Source organism: Mesorhizobium sp. M0037 (assembly GCF_040323635.1).
Lineage (GTDB): Bacteria > Pseudomonadota > Alphaproteobacteria > Rhizobiales > Rhizobiaceae > Mesorhizobium.
In genome coordinates this window covers 51,844-66,184 of the sequence record NZ_JAMYVB010000021.1, presented here as the reverse complement: position 1 = coordinate 66,184, position 14,341 = coordinate 51,844, and the positions used below count along the sequence as shown (strand labels likewise).

The window sequence follows — 14,341 nt, the reverse complement described above, 5'->3', positions numbered from 1 at the left end:
TTGGCCGGCTAAGACTGCCGAACAGCGCCGATCCAGTCGAGCCGCGCGGCTGGAATGAGGCCGTAATTGTAGAAATTGACGCCGTCGACACCGGGCGCCAGCGCCGGCTTCACCTTGGCCGCGAAGATGTCGGGGCCGGCCATTTCCGGATAGAACAGCCGATAGCCGGTGCCGAGGAATTTGTCCGCGCCCATTGCCGCACGGCCGGCCGCCATCAGGCTGGCGACATCGCCGGCCTGCATGTCGTAGGCGCACAGGATCGCCCCGTCGCAGACCTTGCCCAGCGCTGCCAGATCGCAACCGCCAAGCCAGCCGTCTTTCAGATCGATAATGACGACCCGCGTCGTGGGATCGGCTACCTCGCGCAGTTCGGCGACCAGGCTGGTCACTGGCTCGAATCGCCACAACAGATAGGCATGGAGTTCCGGCCATGGGGCAAAGGCGTCGAGCCCGCAGGTGGGAAAATCGGGAAAGCGCCGTTCAGGCACCGCACGCTCGCAGGTCTCGACGATCCATTGCCTGGTGAGCTTGCGCGCCGCCTCGGCATCGATGCCGGCTTTTGCCGCACCGGCGACGCAGGACGGACAGAAGCACAGAGACAAAAGAAAATCGTCTTCCGGCGTCAGCCCGACACCGTCCTTCTCGTGATGGTATTCATGGGCAAAGCCCATGAAGGACGGGCTTTCAAGTTCTATCCGGTCCGGCCGGTAGCTGTGCGAGATGTCGGCGATCAGCGCGCGGACATAGGCGCGCGCATCGGGATGGGAGGGGCAGAGATTGTAGTAGTTGGCATCGCCGAAGGCGTTGCGGGTGACGGCCTGCGGATGCAGCATGCCCAGGCGGGTGTTGTGCAGGCAGACCGTCCAGCACGAAACGCCTAGCCCGCCCGCATCGCGATGGCGGATGAGCTGACCGAGCACGTCGCCGCCCTCGGTGATCACGTCAGCCACCTTGGGCTGGATGGCTAGACTTCCCCAGCGCGCAGCGGTCGGCTTGAAATAGATGGTGCCGTCCTCAGGGAAATAGGCCTTGCGGCGCGGACTGCGCGGCTGCAGGAAGCGCCCGGCATGATAGGATGTCGCCAGGCTGATCATGTTGAGCCCGGCGCGCTCGACAAGATCACGTTCGACCGTCTCCAGGCCGAGATCCTGGATGTCCCAGGGATAGGTCCACATGGACAGTTGCTGCATTGAATATCCTCTGCCTGATCCGGGTTTGGCTCAGCCGTCGACCGGCTCTGCGACCTGCATGAGGCAGTCGCCCGCCTCGCACATCGTGTGCAGCCGGCGCGACAGCACCAAGCCGCTTTCGGCGAAATGCAGGGCCTCCTCGGCAACATCGAGCCGTTCGAGATCGTGGTACCAGCCGGCCAATTGTCCTGAAGTGACACTGTCGCCGAGCCTGGCGGCGGGCTCGAACCAGCCGCGGCGGGTGGCATAGAGGCCCTGGCTGTGCCTGGACAGGGACAGCAGCCTTGTCGGCGCCGAAGGCTTTTCGCCCGCGCCAAGAACCGGCGCGTCGACCACACCCATTGCTGTCATCAGACGGTCGAGCGTGCGGGCCGTGATCGCCATCGAATCGACCGTTGCGGTGCCACCGCCGCCGAACTCACCGCTGACGCCGACGGCGCCGGCGCGGCGCGCTGCGCCCATCGAGGTTGGCGAGGCCTGGCCGTTGTCAGCGATAAAGCCGTAGGGCATGCCGAGCGTGCGCATCAGCTCGACGCCACCCCGGTGGCGCTCGGGATCGGCGTTGCGTTCGACCAGCGCGGTCGGCAGATGCTCCATCGACGTGCCGCCCGAATGGATATCGAAGACGACGTCGTGACGGGGAAACAGCTCCGTCTCGAGGAAATTGGCGAGCCGGCTTGTCGGCGTTCCCGAGGGGTCGCCGGGAAAGGCCCGGTTGAGATTGCCGCCGTCGAGCGGCGAGCAGCGCTTGGCGGCCATCACCGCAGGGGCGTTGGCCATCGGCATGATGGTGATGCGGCCCTTGATCCGCCTCGGATCGAGCCGGCGCGCCAGTTTTGCCAGCGACAGCTCGCCCTCATATTCGTCGCCGTGATTGCCGGCCATCAAAAGCAGTGACGGGCCGTCGCCATTGCGGATGAGGCAGATCGGCACCTTGACCTGAAAGTAGGGCGAGCGATCGATCGAGAACGGAATGCTTAGATGGCTGAGCGTCTTGCCGTCGCGGTCGAAATCGAGCGTGTGGGCGAGGCCGGTGTGCATGGTCAGACCGCCGCGACCGCGGTGATTTCGATGCGCAAATCAGGGTCGGCAAGCCGCGCCTCGACGCAGGCCCGCGCCGGCAGGCGGGCAGGATCGATCCAAGCATCGTAGATGCTGTTCATGGCCTCGAAATCACCGATCTGCGGCAGGAAGATGTTGACCGCTACCAGCTTCGACTTGCTGCTGCCGGCTTCGACCAGCAGCGCCTCGACTTTGGCCAGCACGTCGCTGGTCTGGCCTTCGATGCCGGCCTTGCGATCGTTGGCCACCTGGCCGGCTATGTGAACGAGGCCGCCATAGACGACTGCCTGCGACATGCGCGAGCCGGACTGAAAATACTTGATCATATCGGATCCTTTCGACGTTCTCTTTTTGGGGGATCTGGTCAGCCGAACCAGGTGGGAAAAGCGTGGCGGACGTGGCCGGTGGCGTCGACGCCGAAGATCACGCGATAACGGTCGAGGCAGGTGCAGGGATGCGAGATGCCGAATTCGACGACGTCGCCGACGGCGATGTCGTCGCTCGGCGCAATCGACAGGAAGGCATGCTGGTCGTTGAGCTTGACCACCTCGGCGTGCGCCGCCGGCATCGGCAGCGGCTTGCGGGCACGAAAGACGGTGAGCGGCGTTGGAAAGCCCTGGTCGAACGACACGTCGCGCATCCCCATGCCGCAGATGACGAGGCCCGGCTCAGGCCGCGACAATACTTCGGCCCACAGGCGTAGCGCAGGGCGAAAGGAATGCCGCGCCGAAGCGCTGATGCCGGCTATGGCAAAACCCTTGCGGGCATCGAGGGCGCCGAGCGAACGGTCATAGGTGCCGTGGTCGTGGAAGAAGATGGCGCCGCTGCGCAGCACCAGCGTTGCGTTGCCGTCGCTGGAAACGAGGAGTGCAAGCGCCGCGACCACCTGGTCGAAGAAGGCGGAGCCGCCGGCTGTGACGATCAGCGGTGCGTTGCCGCCGACGCGGGCACGCAGCCGCAGGAACATGTCGGCGGTCATTGCCAGCAGGCCGGATATCACCTCATCGGTGCGACCGGGCTCGGGTTGCGCCGCCGCCCCTTCATAGGTCGCAACGCCGGCGATCAGCAGCCGCCCGCCGGCAGCCGTGATCGCATCGGCGATGGCCTCGGCTTGCGCGGTGGTGCGGGCGCCCGCCCTGCCCGCACCAAGTTCGACCAGCACGCGCAGCGGCGGCAGCGCCGCATTGGCGCGCCAAGCCTCGGCAAGCGCGTTCACGGCGTCGACCGAGTCGGCAAAGACATAGAGCTCGGCATCCGGCCAGGCACCAGCAAGCGCGGCCAGCCGGTTGGCGCCGCCGGCTCCGCCAACCTCATTGGCGATGATCAGCCGTGTCAAGCCGGCCTTCAGCATCACTGTCGCTTGCCTGATGTCGGCGACCGTCGTGCCCCATGCGCCGGCCTCGACCAGCGACCGGGCAAGGTCGGGCGCCATCGGCGTCTTGGCATGCGGAGCGATCGCAACATTGTGTTCGCGCGCATAGCGCAGGAACAGGTCGCGATTGGCGGAGAAGGCCGCCTCGTCGAGGGTCAGCACCGGAAGCGCCATGCGTCCATCGGCCGGATGCCAGTGCTCGGCTGCGACAAGGCTGCTGTCCAGCCCGGTTGTGCCGGGAGGCACGCCGCGGATGCGGTCGTCGAGCCGAAAATTTTCGCGCACTGAAAGGGCTCGAACCGGTGAGTTTTCAGTCATGCGATGCTAACCCTTTTACCGTCGCAGAACGAAGCCAGGATCGATCGCCGGTCACAGCCTGAGAGAGATACGTGCCAGAACCTTACGCCGGACCGATCATCGACGCCCATCATCATCTTTGGGATCTCAGACTGGGACGGCATCCCTGGCTCGCCGCCACGGCCGGCGAGCGCGGCGGCCTCGGCGAGCTTGGCCCCTTGCGGCGGAACTATCTGCCCGGGGATTATGCGCGCGATGCCATAGGGCATAATGTCCTCGCGACCGTCCATGTCGAAGCCGGCTGGGCGAGTGGCGACTGCATCGGAGAAACGCGCTGGCTTGAAACACTCGACAAATCGCGCGGCGTCGCCGCCCGCTATGTCGTTCACGTGCCGCTCGCCGATCGCCAGGCGCCTGCGCTGATCGAAGCGCAAGCCGCGTTCGAGCGTGTCGCCGGCGTGCGCGACATATTGAGCTGGGATCCCGACCCTGCCCGCCGTTTTGCGGCACGTGACGGCATCATGGACGATCCGGCCTGGCGCGCCGGGCTTGCCTTGCTTGGCCAGCATCGGCTGGGCTTCGACCTGATGGTGTTTCCGCGTCAGCTCGCCGACGCGGGGCGGCTTGCCAGGGCCTTCCCCAACCAGCAATTCGTGCTCAACCATTGCGGTAGCCCGATCGACCGCGACGCCGATGGCATGCAGGTGTGGCGCGACGGGCTGCGGCTTCTGTCGCAATGCGACAACGTCGCCATCAAAATATCGGATCTGGTCGCCTACGATCATGACTGGACGCTCGACAGCCTGAAGGCCGTCGTCCTGCATTGCATCGATTGTTTCGGCACCGGTCGCGCCATGTTCGGCAGCGACTTTCCGGTCGCCGGCCTGCATGCCTCGTTCGATGACATATATGACGGCTTCAAAACCATCACAGTGGACTTTTCCGCCGACGAGCAGACGGCGCTGTTCTTCGGCAACGCAAGGCGCATCTATCGGCTCGACGATGTGTCATCGGCGCGCCTGCTCCCGGCCTGAGAGCAGCAGCAGGCCGAGGATCAGCGAGCCGAACAGGATGCTGCGCCAGCCGGGCGATGCGTTGACGACGGTGATCAGCGCGGTGATGGTGACCAGCAGGATGGCGCCGGGGATGGTGCCGGCATAGGTGCCAAGCCCGCCGAGGATCGAGGTGCCACCGAGGACCACGGCGGCAATCGAGGCGAGCAGATAGGGATCGCCGATGCCGACATAGCCCTGTCCGTTCATGCCCAACACGAGCACACCGGCAAGTCCCGAGCAGAAGCCGCTGATGCCGTAGACCGCAAGCGTCGTGGACGTGACCGGAACACCGGACAGCGCCGCGGCAAGCGGGTTGGCGCCCATGGCGAAAATCCGGGCGCCGAGCGATGTCGCATGCATCGTGGTCAGCACGATCACCGAGACGACCACCCACAACAATACGCCAGCGGGAATGCCGGCCGGCCGGCCATTGCCGAGCCAGTGGACCAGCGGGTTCTCGGCGGTCACGGCGCTGCCGCCGGCGATGATGATCAACAGACCCTGCAGGAATGTCGCCATGGCCAATGTCATGATCATCGGGTGGACGCGCAGTAAAGCGACGCCGAGCCCGTTGACCAGGCCGATTGCCGTGGTTAGCACCAGAACGGCAAGGATGGCGGTGATGCCGGTCGGATCCACCTGCCACGACAGCAGCGGCAGGCTGACGGCGCTGACCGTGACGATGGCCGCGACGGAAAGGTCGATGCCGCCGGCGATCACCACAAAAGTCTGGCCCGCGGCAACCAGGCCGATGACGGCGCCGAGCTCCACCAGATAGCGCAGATGGCCATAAGCGCCGAAGCCGGGCGAAACGAAGCTCGCCATGATCCAGACCGCGGCAACGATGGCAACGGTGAGAAACGGCCGGCTGCGCAGGACCGTCAGGGCGCGTTTGCCGCCCGCGCTGTCATTCCATGCTGTCATTGCTGTGCCTTGCGGAATTGCGGGATGGCGACCGCGCCGATGATGATCAGGCCCTGGGCCACATATTGTGCGACCGGCGTGAAGCCGAGGAAGAACATGACGCTGATCATCAGGCTGAGCAGCAGGCTGCCGGCAAGCGCGCCGCGCATCGTGCCCTGGCCGCCGAGGAAGCCGATGCCGCCGAGCACCGCAGCGGCAATCGAGTTCAGGGTAAAGGCGGCGCCGATGACCGGGTCGCCCGAACCGGTCTGTGCGGCGACGAACAAGCCGGCGCCGGTGGAGAGCAGACCGCTGATCGCATAGGCCGCAATGCGCGCGCTGTCGACCGGCACGCCGGAGCGATAGGCGCCGACCGGATTCTCGCCGGCGGCATAGAGGCTCAAGCCAAGCGGCGTGGCGAGATAGAGCTTCCACAGGAGAATGATGACCACCAGCAGCACGAATGCCGCCGGTGTGTTGCCGGCAAGCAGGTCGGACAGCCACGCCGGGATTGCGCCGCCGGGCCGCGGCAGGATCAGCAGGGCGGCGCCGCCGATGATGAAGGACCCGGCAAGCGTCACCACGATCGCCGGCAGGCGAAGCCGTACCACGACGAAGCCGGTCGCCGCCCCGATGCCGAGGCCCGTCAGCGCCACCGCGGCAGTGCCCCCGGCGACGCCCAGCTGCCCGGCCATCGTCGTCGCGGCGATGACCGCGCCCAAGCTGACCGTCGCGCCGATGGCCAGGCTGATGCCGCCGGTGAGCATCAGGATCGCCTGCGCCATCGCGACCAGAGCCAATGGAAACCAGCTCTGCGTGAATTTGGCGAAGCCGGACGCCGTGAACAGACCCGGAAAGAGGACGCCATAGGCGATGAGAAACACCAGGACGACGACAAACAGGCTGCGCACGCCGACATTGCGACGCAGCTGCACCGGCCAGTAGAGCGCATCGGTCTGCCGGGCGGAGGAAGATGTGTTCATGCCGCAACCTTCCGCTGTTCGGCGCCCATCGCGGCGGAGACGATGGCTTCCTCGCTCAGCGCTCCACGCGCCAGCATGGCGACGATGCGGCCTTCGCGGACGATGGCTACACGGTCGCAAAGGTGCACGAGTTCGGGCGTGTCGGAACTGAGCAGCACGACCGCCTTGCCGGCGGCGGCGAAATTGCGAAGCATCATGTAGATCTCACGTTTTGTTTCGACGTCGACGCCTCGCGTCGGATCGTTGAGCAGAAGCACCAGCGGGTCGTGCGGCATCCATTTCGCCAGCGCCACCTTCTGCTGGTTGCCGCCCGATAGAGCCTGCGCCGCCCGCCCGAGGTGGCCCTTGATGCCGAGTTGGGCGGCAAGGCTTTTGGCCGTCTCGCGCTCTGCGCGGCGGCTGCGCAGCTTCAGCGCCGGCAGCCTGGCAAAGGCGGGCAGCATCATGTTGGTGATGATGGGATGGATCAGGTGCAGGCCCTCGCGCTTGCGATCCGCGGGCACATAGGCCAGCCCCAGCGCGTTGGCTTTCGGCACGCCGCCGGGCAGGCCGGAGGCGCCGTTGACGGTCGCCGACGCCGTCCGTGCCGGAATGGCGCCGTAGAGACCGAGCAGCAGATCTTCCTGCCCTTGCCCGACCAGGCCGCCAATGCCAAGCACTTCGCCCGTTTTGATATCCAGATCGACGTCGCGCATCAGGCCGGCCGAAAGATTTCGGACGGAGATAGCGTTGGCAGGCAAACTGGAAGGCTGCCATTGCGGAAAAAGATCACCGGGATCGCGGCCGACCATCAGCCGAACCAACCCGGCGGCGTCGGTGCCTTCCAGGGTGCGGTCGGCCGTGCAGGTGCCGTCCTTCAGAACGGTGACGTGCTGGCACAGCGCCATGACTTCGTTCAGTCGGTGCGAGATGTAGAGAATGGCGATGCCTTCGCCGCGCAACCGCTGCAGCAGATCGGTGAGGATTTTGGTTTCGGTTGCCGATAGCGACGATGTCGGTTCGTCGAGAATGAGCACGCGCGGCCGGCGGTAGAGCGCCTTGGCGATCTCCACCATTTGGCGGCGGCCGAGCGACAGATGCCCGACCGGCGTCGACAGCGGCTCGTGCAGCCCGACAAGTTCGCATGCGGCCCTCGCCCGCGCAGCGAGTTCGCGGTAGTCGATCAGGCCGAACCGTTTGGGATAGGCGCCGAGACCAACATTTTCGGCGATGGAAAGACTGGCCGTCAGGCTGAGTTCCTGCTGGACGACGGCGATGCCGGCCTGCCGCGCAACAGCCGGCGTCATGCGTGAGACCGCGCGTCCATCGACCTCGATCGTCCCGCCATCCGGTCTCAAGGCGCCGGACAAAAGGTTGATCAAGGTCGACTTTCCGGCGCCGTTCTCGCCGAGCAGCGCATGCACGCGGCCCGGCTGGAGAGCGATTGAAACGTCGCGCAGGACGGGGTTGCCGAAGAAAGACTTCGACACCCCGCGCGCCGCGAGCAGCGGAGCCATGGTTGTCAACGCTACAACCCTTCAGGCTTATTTCTGAGCCAGCAGCTTCTTGAACAGCTCCTCATCGTAAGGAGAAAAGATGTAGCCGTCAGCCGGGAAGTCCTTGGCCCGGGCGAGGTATTCGTCGATGTTGGAATTGTCGATCACCGGCAGCGGAATCTTGACGAAAGCCGGCACATCCTTGCCTTCCAGCGCCTGGACGGCGGTGTAGGTGGCGAAGGCGCCGAGCCAGTTCGGCTGCATCGTCGCCCAGCTCTTCAAGCCCTTTTCTTTCCAGAGTTCCAAAAACTGCCGGGCGTTCTCACCGGTGATCGGCACCTGTTCGCGGCCCTGCTTGTCGAGGGCCAGCACGGCGCCTGCCGACAGAGCACCGCCGAGCGACAGGATGCCGTCGATCTCGGGGTTGGCGAAGAGCAGGCTGGTGACGGCTTCCTGTGCCGGCGCGACGTTGTAGGGCGTGTTGGTCTCGGCAAGCACCGTCACGTCGGGATGGGCCTTGAGCTCAGCGTCGGCGCCTTTGCGCCTGTCATCGCTGACCGAAACCCCGGCGGGGCCATTGAGGATCAGGATCTTGCCCTTGCCGCCGATGGCGTCGATCAGGAACTTGGCGGCCTGGTCGCCCCACTGCGAAGAATCGGTATTGACCTTGGCGGTGACCTTGTCGGTATCGACGAGGCTGTCGAAGTTGATGATGGCGATGCCCTTGGCGCAGGCATCGGCCAGAACGCGTGCAGGTGCGGTCGACGAACCGGCGATCAGGATGATGGCGTCGACATCGGAATCGATCATCGACTGGATCTGCTGGATCTGGACGTTGGCGTCGCCCTGAGCGTCGGTGACGACGAGCTTGTCGACCAGTCCCTGCTTCTTCAGGGTCTCGACTTCGGCTTCGATCGTGCCTTGGGTCTGCTTCATCCAGGTCGGCACGGAATAGATGTTGGCCCAGCCGATCGTGTACGGCGCCTTGCGGTCGCCCTTGATGCAGTTGGCGGCGGCATTGGCTGCCGAGCCGGCGCCAAAGCTCAGCACGAGACCGAGGCAAAGCGCGCTGGCGGATGCGAAAAACGGTGATTTCATCATGACTGTTCCCTTCAGAGGTTGTGGCCTCGACGTGCAGAACAAGGGCGAGGAAACCCGTCGGTCGCCGGATCTTGGAAACCGTGTGTCGCCTCGGGATTTGTCTGCGTCAGGCTCGTTAGTTTGTCTGGTATTTCAGACAATGTGTCTGTATATCGGACAAACTGGATGCTAGACCGAGCCTTGACATCTTTCAAGCGCCTTGAGACGAGAACCGAAATGATTTTGGTGGATGGTCATGAGCGACGGCACTAACGATGCGATCGGGAAGGAAGCCGGCGCGGAGCCGCGCAACGGCGAACGACGACGCGGCATTGACCGCGTCATCATGCTGCTCGAGGCGTTGCTGCGGCACCGCGCGCCAATGCGCGTCGGCGACATCGCCAAAATGATCGGCGCGCCGCGTTCGACCACCTACGAGATCGTCAACAGCCTGCTCGACGCCGAAATGCTCGAAAACGTCGGCGGTGAAGGTTACGTCTATTTCGGACGCGCCATGCATCTGTTCGGCTGGGCCTACTCACATCACAATGCCCATTACCGTCGCATCATCGAGACCTTGGATAAGTTGGCCGCCGAGACAGGCGAGACGGTCCAGCTATGCGGCCTGCGTGGCAACAAATACGTCGTTCTTGACTGCCGAGATTCGCCGGGCCCGTTCCGGATCTCAAGCGATGTCGGGGTTGAGGTGCCGATCCCATGGACGGCATCCGGACGGCTGCTCCTCGGCCATATGAACGAGCAAGAGTTGAGGGATTTCATCCCATCTGGCGACTACAGGCTTCCCGACGGCCGCATCATTGCACCAGCCGAATTCTTTGCCGATGTTGCCTTGGCCCACCGGCAGGGTTTCAGCGAGACCACAGCCTTGGCCGACCGTTTCACCTGGTGCATGGCGGCCCCCATCCGTGACGGCCACGGCGCCATCAAAAGGACCTTGTGTTTGGTGTTACCCGTCGACACGCCGGAGCCACGGCGCGACGAACTGCTTGCGTTGCTGCGCGAGCGCGCCCGTGGACTGTCTCTGGCGGGAGGCTGACGATCAGCCGTCGTGCCCTCAGGTTGAAGCCTCTTAAAGGCACATGGATTCCGCTCTTCCCCATTGGTTCCATTTAGGTTCCGGACCTTAGTCCCATAGTCGGTGGATAAGGTCCGAACCAGGGAACACGCAACCGGAAGCCACATTAGGAGAAGACCGTCGATCAAAGTCCCTTCATCGCCGGTTGAGGATCCCGCCGCTCTTACTGTCGAGAGCGCGGCGGGATCCTTACGCGCGGAGCGAGCACATGAGATTTGTCGAGATTTTCACAGATGTGCTTACGGCCCTGCTTCTCGCTTTATTCGTGTGCGGGATATTCGCTGTTTTCGGAGGCCATCTGGTTCCTCCACGCTACGCAAAGATGGTGTTGCTGCCGGACCTCGATAAGATGACGACTGCATCATCTACACCCAGCTTGCCCGATTCCATCGACTTGCAACTTCAAAAGCGCCCAGAGGTGCAAAGGTCTGCCGGCGTGACACAGCGCGCAGTCGGTCTGGAGCCGCCAGTGCCATCCAGCAAGCGGTAAGAATCAGCGGAGGTTTTGTGGCTCCCCAGCTATCAGAGAGCGCCGGCGATTATTGACAGACCCGGCTCTTGAAATTGGCTGAAATCGCCGCTCCACATTTCCGCATCTGTTTGAATTGTGTCTATCAACTAGTGCGAACGCTATGGCGAAGCAGGTTGAGCTGGCGGCGTTCCTGGCTGATCCCCGCCAGTGCTTGATCGCGGCGTGGGATCCTTGTCGAGCTTGGGATTTCGGTCCACCGGTTCGCCATTCACATCATCGGCCTTGGAGTTTGCAGGGTCCGTTTGGCCAGGATTTGGGCTGTAAGTATCTGGCGATGGAACCCGGCTGTTTTGCTGTGTCGCCGGTGTCTTAGCCTGCTCGCCATAGATTTCAGCGATCCCCCAGGCAACGAGCGCCAAGACAAGGCCTGCCAAGAGCACGCCAAGGACCGGTCGCCCCAAGCCACCCTGCCTGGCCCGCTTTTCCGGAATGTTTCTGCTCATGATCGCAACCTTGGGCTAAGAGGAGTGGCCCGCGCTCCAGGAGCGAAGACGCGAGACGGTCAAGAGTTCCGGACGTTGGCCATGCGGCGAACAGGGAACTCGCTGCACATACCGAACTCGCTGGCGCTGTTGATGTTCCCACGGAATACAAACAGCGCGCCGCCGGGAGCCGGACTGGCAATTTGGGTTGGAGTGGCTGGAACGAGCCAGCTCAAGGTCAACGAGCGGCGGTGTGCGTAAGCGGGCATTGCGAGCCAGACTGGAACTTTGCCGAATCTGCCGCGTTGCCGACCATGGCCGACTACAACGAGACCACCAATCCGGTGCTGACCGGTTGCAAGGCCCGCGTTGCCACCAGGGACATCTGTTTGAAGGCTATCTGAAATTTGCTCCTCGTTGTCGGCGATTCCGCCCAATGGAACATCCTGATCCGCTCGCGGTTGGGGAAGCCCGGGCCAGCTCAGGAGCATCATCATGAACGTCGAACGTAACCCGGCCGAAGACAGAGGCGATATTCAGTCTGGGGTGACAGAGGACAAGACGCCGGGATTCGACCCGGCGGCGGCGCCTATGGAAACCGATGCCGAAGCGGCAGACACCGGCGCCGTGCCGGTTCCCGCAGCGACGGGCACGCCGGCTTTCGCTAATCAAGCAAGCTTCGCCAATGCGATGCGGCGGCCGGACGACGAGAGCGCCCCGGCCCCGAGTAAAAACGGCCCGGTGCTGGCCATTGTCGCGCTTGTCGTCGTTGCCGCCGTCGTGTTCGTTGTCGCCGCGATGCTGGCGCGATAGCAGATCCTGCGCTTGCGCCAAACCTCTGCCCTTGGACGCGTTCAAGGATGTGGCCGTGGGCAGCAGGCGATCAGCGGCTGGAAAAGCAGGTTGCAGCCGCGCATGCCACGCCGGCCGGCACCCCGACCGAGCAGCATTGCGGCATGGCCGAACCCCGTTCGGTCGCCAAGGGCTGAGGCCGGATGCTCGTTGGAAGCGGGAACATTTCACATCGAGCCAAGTTCGGGCTCGCAGAGCTTGTCGTCAAGGAACAGCACATGCAGGCCCTCACATGGCACGGCAAAGGCGAGATACGCTGCGATCAGGTGGCCGATCCGACGATCCAGGATGAACGCGACATCGCTGCAGAAAGTTCGGAACGGCGATATCGACCCGTCATTCCATCGGGCTGGCCCCAAGGCCGGGCCCGAACTTTACAAAACCTTCCGCGAGAAGGAGGACGGCTGCATCAAAGTCGTGATGCGCCCGCACGGCTGACCGTTCTGCCTCAGTGGCCCGACTATGTTGTCCGGCCGTCTGCATGCTGAAAAGGCGAGAGTTGAAAATGGCCAAGGACAAACCCGTATCGACAAACCCGGCCGCCACACCTTCGGTCAGATCGCCTGAGGCCACCGGCCTGCCACATCCCCGTCGCGACGCTGAAAACAGCGATTCCGGCGCCAAGCCGACGGCGCCCAAGACCGCTGGCGCCCAGCAAGCGTCCAGATCGCCGCTCGACAGCCGTATTGCAAATCGCAATGCCGGCCGTCCTCGTCAGGCAGGCACGACGCCTCGGCCGACCGACGAACCGCTGGAGTAAAATGAAACCTTAGATGCGGCGCGGGTATCTGCACCGCGGTGTGTGTGCAGTCAGGGTCTTCCTGCCCTGCCGACAGCGCCATACAGGTCTTGATCTCCCGTGGATCGCCGGGATCGGCTTACTTTAGCGGAAAATTCGATGGTACCGTTGGCTGGGATCGAACCAGCGACCTCCGGATCCACAATCCGGCGCTCTAACCATCTGAGCTACAACGGCACGTTCGCCTGAGCCAGATCGTGGTGAAAATTCATTCTCCGAGATCCGCTCTGTCGTTCGGCGATGCGTCCAATACGGTCTATCAGAGACTAATTCAAGGCCTTTGATAAGGCAAAGCCGGTCTCCCAACAGACGCCCGTTTCTTCGGCAAAAGAAAAAGGCCGGCGGGAGGAGGTGCCGGCCTTTTCCTGTTACGAGCCAGCGGGAGGAGGTGCTGGCTGGTCACCCCGGAGAGCAGAGGGAGGAGGTTCCACTCGCCGGCTATTCATTTGGACAACTCTATCGCACACCTATTTGTCTGACGAAATGCGACGTTTTGATGCATCGCAGAGTTGTGCGCAATTATTAGGCGGCCTTGATGTCCTTCAGGGCCTTCTCGAAAGCGGTCTTGACCGGCTTGGAGACGTCTTCGGCAGCCTTCGAAGCAACAGCCTGGAAGTCCTTGGCCTGCTCGACGGTGGTCTCGACGCGCTTGCGCAGGAAGGCGGTCTGCAGTTCGACCACTTCCGACAGCGACTTGGCGCCGACGAGGGCCTCGAGATGCGAGAAGCCGGCTTCGGCATTGGCGCGCAGAGCGGCGATGGTCTTGAGCGACAGGTCGCTGGAAACGGTCTTGGCAGTCTCGAAGGTCGATTCCAGGACTTTCTGGGTCTCTTCGGCGCCGGTCTTCAGCTTGGAGTAGGCTTCCTTCGACTGCTCGACGCCCTTTTCGGCGAAAGCGCGGATCTGGTCGGTTGCCTTGGAAGCGTCGAAGCTCGGGAATTCAACGTTTTCGATGGTCTCAGCGGTCTTGGCCTTGGTCATTTTCCATCCTTTCGGGGTAGCGGCTTTGACAAAAAGCCGTCTCGTTCATGTATGATGGCAATATAGCGGTTTTTTTGTGCGATGCAATATCTTTGTTGCAGTGCACCATAATTTCTTCCCACGCGTTACCCCAAGAGGTTACCCAAGGGCATTCCGAGGGGCTGTTAACCAAGTGGCCAGAGATTCCACCTGCTTCCCGCCATGGCTTGTGGACCTTCGCCGCGCGGGCTTTTATTAACAAA

14 protein-coding genes, 1 tRNA gene and 1 pseudogene are annotated in these 14,341 nt (G+C 63.4%); 6 read left to right on the top strand and 10 right to left on the bottom strand.

Annotated features, from left to right (window positions below; genetic code table 11):
- Positions 1-8: 8 nt before the first annotated feature.
- Genes NKJ78_RS26020 through NKJ78_RS26005 form a run of 4 tightly spaced genes read right to left on the bottom strand, consistent with a single transcriptional unit; the run spans position 9 to position 3,942 of the window.
- Positions 9-1,190, bottom strand: a complete 1,182-nt coding sequence (locus NKJ78_RS26020; RefSeq protein WP_352460435.1) for a hypothetical protein — start codon at positions 1,188-1,190, stop codon at positions 9-11.
- Between the two features lie 30 nt (positions 1,191-1,220).
- Positions 1,221-2,231 (bottom strand): succinylglutamate desuccinylase/aspartoacylase family protein, encoded by a 1,011-nt coding sequence (locus NKJ78_RS26015; RefSeq protein ID WP_352460434.1) that lies wholly within the window; start codon positions 2,229-2,231, stop codon positions 1,221-1,223.
- Positions 2,232-2,233: 2 nt separating this feature from the next.
- Entirely contained in the window at positions 2,234-2,578 is a 345-nt protein-coding gene (locus NKJ78_RS26010; RefSeq protein ID WP_023670576.1) for a RidA family protein, read from the bottom strand.
- Positions 2,579-2,616: 38 nt separating this feature from the next.
- Positions 2,617-3,942 carry an alanine racemase gene (locus NKJ78_RS26005; RefSeq protein ID WP_352460433.1) on the bottom strand — a complete coding sequence of 442 codons (1,326 nt, stop codon included), beginning with the start codon at positions 3,940-3,942 and terminating at the stop codon, positions 2,617-2,619.
- Between the two features lie 71 nt (positions 3,943-4,013).
- Between NKJ78_RS26005 and NKJ78_RS26000 the strand changes: the two genes are divergently transcribed.
- Positions 4,014-4,955 (top strand): amidohydrolase family protein, encoded by a 942-nt coding sequence (locus NKJ78_RS26000; protein WP_352460432.1) that lies wholly within the window; start codon positions 4,014-4,016, stop codon positions 4,953-4,955.
- On the opposite strand, the gene NKJ78_RS25995 is transcribed toward NKJ78_RS26000, so the two are convergent.
- Genes NKJ78_RS25995 through NKJ78_RS25980 form a run of 4 tightly spaced genes read right to left on the bottom strand, consistent with a single transcriptional unit; the run spans position 4,929 to position 9,438 of the window.
- A complete protein-coding gene (locus tag NKJ78_RS25995; RefSeq protein WP_352460431.1) occupies positions 4,929-5,900 on the bottom strand; it encodes an ABC transporter permease in 972 nt (323 codons plus the stop codon). The two genes, NKJ78_RS26000 and NKJ78_RS25995, sit on opposite strands and share 27 nt — an antisense overlap.
- Entirely contained in the window at positions 5,897-6,862 is a 966-nt protein-coding gene (locus tag NKJ78_RS25990; RefSeq protein ID WP_352460430.1) for an ABC transporter permease, read from the bottom strand. The genes NKJ78_RS25995 and NKJ78_RS25990 overlap by 4 nt, the downstream gene beginning before the upstream one ends.
- Entirely contained in the window at positions 6,859-8,358 is a 1,500-nt protein-coding gene (locus tag NKJ78_RS25985; protein WP_352460429.1) for a sugar ABC transporter ATP-binding protein, read from the bottom strand. The genes NKJ78_RS25990 and NKJ78_RS25985 overlap by 4 nt, the downstream gene beginning before the upstream one ends.
- 27 nt (positions 8,359-8,385) lie before the next feature.
- On the bottom strand, positions 8,386-9,438 hold the full coding sequence (locus NKJ78_RS25980; RefSeq protein ID WP_023723360.1) for an ABC transporter substrate-binding protein: 1,053 nt from the start codon (positions 9,436-9,438) through the stop codon (positions 8,386-8,388).
- A 229-nt stretch (positions 9,439-9,667) separates the two neighbouring features.
- On the opposite strand from NKJ78_RS25980, the gene NKJ78_RS25975 reads away from it, so the two are divergent.
- The 5 genes and pseudogenes from NKJ78_RS25975 (at position 9,668) to NKJ78_RS25955 (ending at position 13,079) form a co-directional block, all read left to right on the top strand.
- Positions 9,668-10,474, top strand: coding sequence for an IclR family transcriptional regulator (locus NKJ78_RS25975; RefSeq protein WP_023723361.1), 807 nt, complete (start codon positions 9,668-9,670; stop codon positions 10,472-10,474).
- 1,488 nt (positions 10,475-11,962) lie between these two features.
- The gene (locus NKJ78_RS25970; protein ID WP_023704493.1) at positions 11,963-12,280 is read left to right on the top strand and encodes a hypothetical protein; all 318 of its coding nucleotides are present in this window, start codon (positions 11,963-11,965) and stop codon (positions 12,278-12,280) included.
- Positions 12,281-12,327: 47 nt separating this feature from the next.
- Complete coding sequence (locus NKJ78_RS25965) at positions 12,328-12,456, top strand: hypothetical protein (protein ID WP_352460428.1); 129 nt, start codon at positions 12,328-12,330, stop codon at positions 12,454-12,456.
- Between the two features lie 181 nt (positions 12,457-12,637).
- Positions 12,638-12,757, top strand: a pseudogene (locus NKJ78_RS25960) (zinc-binding dehydrogenase); the annotation flags it as partial.
- Between the two features lie 67 nt (positions 12,758-12,824).
- A complete protein-coding gene (locus NKJ78_RS25955; RefSeq protein ID WP_023681865.1) occupies positions 12,825-13,079 on the top strand; it encodes a hypothetical protein in 255 nt (84 codons plus the stop codon).
- A gap of 139 nt (positions 13,080-13,218) precedes the next feature.
- Here NKJ78_RS25955 and NKJ78_RS25950 read toward each other — a convergent pair.
- Positions 13,219-13,295, bottom strand: a tRNA-His gene (locus NKJ78_RS25950).
- A 345-nt stretch (positions 13,296-13,640) separates the two neighbouring features.
- Positions 13,641-14,099, bottom strand: a complete 459-nt coding sequence (locus tag NKJ78_RS25945) for a phasin (protein WP_352460427.1) — start codon at positions 14,097-14,099, stop codon at positions 13,641-13,643.
- Between the last annotated feature and the right edge of the window lie 242 nt (positions 14,100-14,341).

What these genes read in the sequence shown, in the direction of transcription:
- NKJ78_RS25955 (WP_023681865.1), top strand. Translation starts at nt 12,825, where the DNA reads ATGGCCAAGGACAAACCCGTATCGACAAACCCGGCCGCCACACCTTCG.
- NKJ78_RS25980 (WP_023723360.1), bottom strand. Translation starts at nt 9,438, where the DNA reads ATGATGAAATCACCGTTTTTCGCATCCGCCAGCGCGCTTTGCCTCGGT.
- NKJ78_RS25975 (WP_023723361.1), top strand. Translation starts at nt 9,668, where the DNA reads ATGGTCATGAGCGACGGCACTAACGATGCGATCGGGAAGGAAGCCGGC.
- NKJ78_RS25970 (WP_023704493.1), top strand. Translation starts at nt 11,963, where the DNA reads ATGAACGTCGAACGTAACCCGGCCGAAGACAGAGGCGATATTCAGTCT.
- NKJ78_RS26015 (WP_352460434.1), bottom strand. Translation starts at nt 2,231, where the DNA reads ATGCACACCGGCCTCGCCCACACGCTCGATTTCGACCGCGACGGCAAG.
- NKJ78_RS25995 (WP_352460431.1), bottom strand. Translation starts at nt 5,900, where the DNA reads ATGACAGCATGGAATGACAGCGCGGGCGGCAAACGCGCCCTGACGGTC.
- NKJ78_RS25945 (WP_352460427.1), bottom strand. Translation starts at nt 14,099, where the DNA reads ATGACCAAGGCCAAGACCGCTGAGACCATCGAAAACGTTGAATTCCCG.
- NKJ78_RS25985 (WP_352460429.1), bottom strand. Translation starts at nt 8,358, where the DNA reads ATGGCTCCGCTGCTCGCGGCGCGCGGGGTGTCGAAGTCTTTCTTCGGC.
- NKJ78_RS25965 (WP_352460428.1), top strand. Translation starts at nt 12,328, where the DNA reads ATGTGGCCGTGGGCAGCAGGCGATCAGCGGCTGGAAAAGCAGGTTGCA.
- NKJ78_RS26005 (WP_352460433.1), bottom strand. Translation starts at nt 3,942, where the DNA reads ATGACTGAAAACTCACCGGTTCGAGCCCTTTCAGTGCGCGAAAATTTT.
- NKJ78_RS26020 (WP_352460435.1), bottom strand. Translation starts at nt 1,190, where the DNA reads ATGCAGCAACTGTCCATGTGGACCTATCCCTGGGACATCCAGGATCTC.
- NKJ78_RS25990 (WP_352460430.1), bottom strand. Translation starts at nt 6,862, where the DNA reads ATGAACACATCTTCCTCCGCCCGGCAGACCGATGCGCTCTACTGGCCG.
- NKJ78_RS26010 (WP_023670576.1), bottom strand. Translation starts at nt 2,578, where the DNA reads ATGATCAAGTATTTTCAGTCCGGCTCGCGCATGTCGCAGGCAGTCGTC.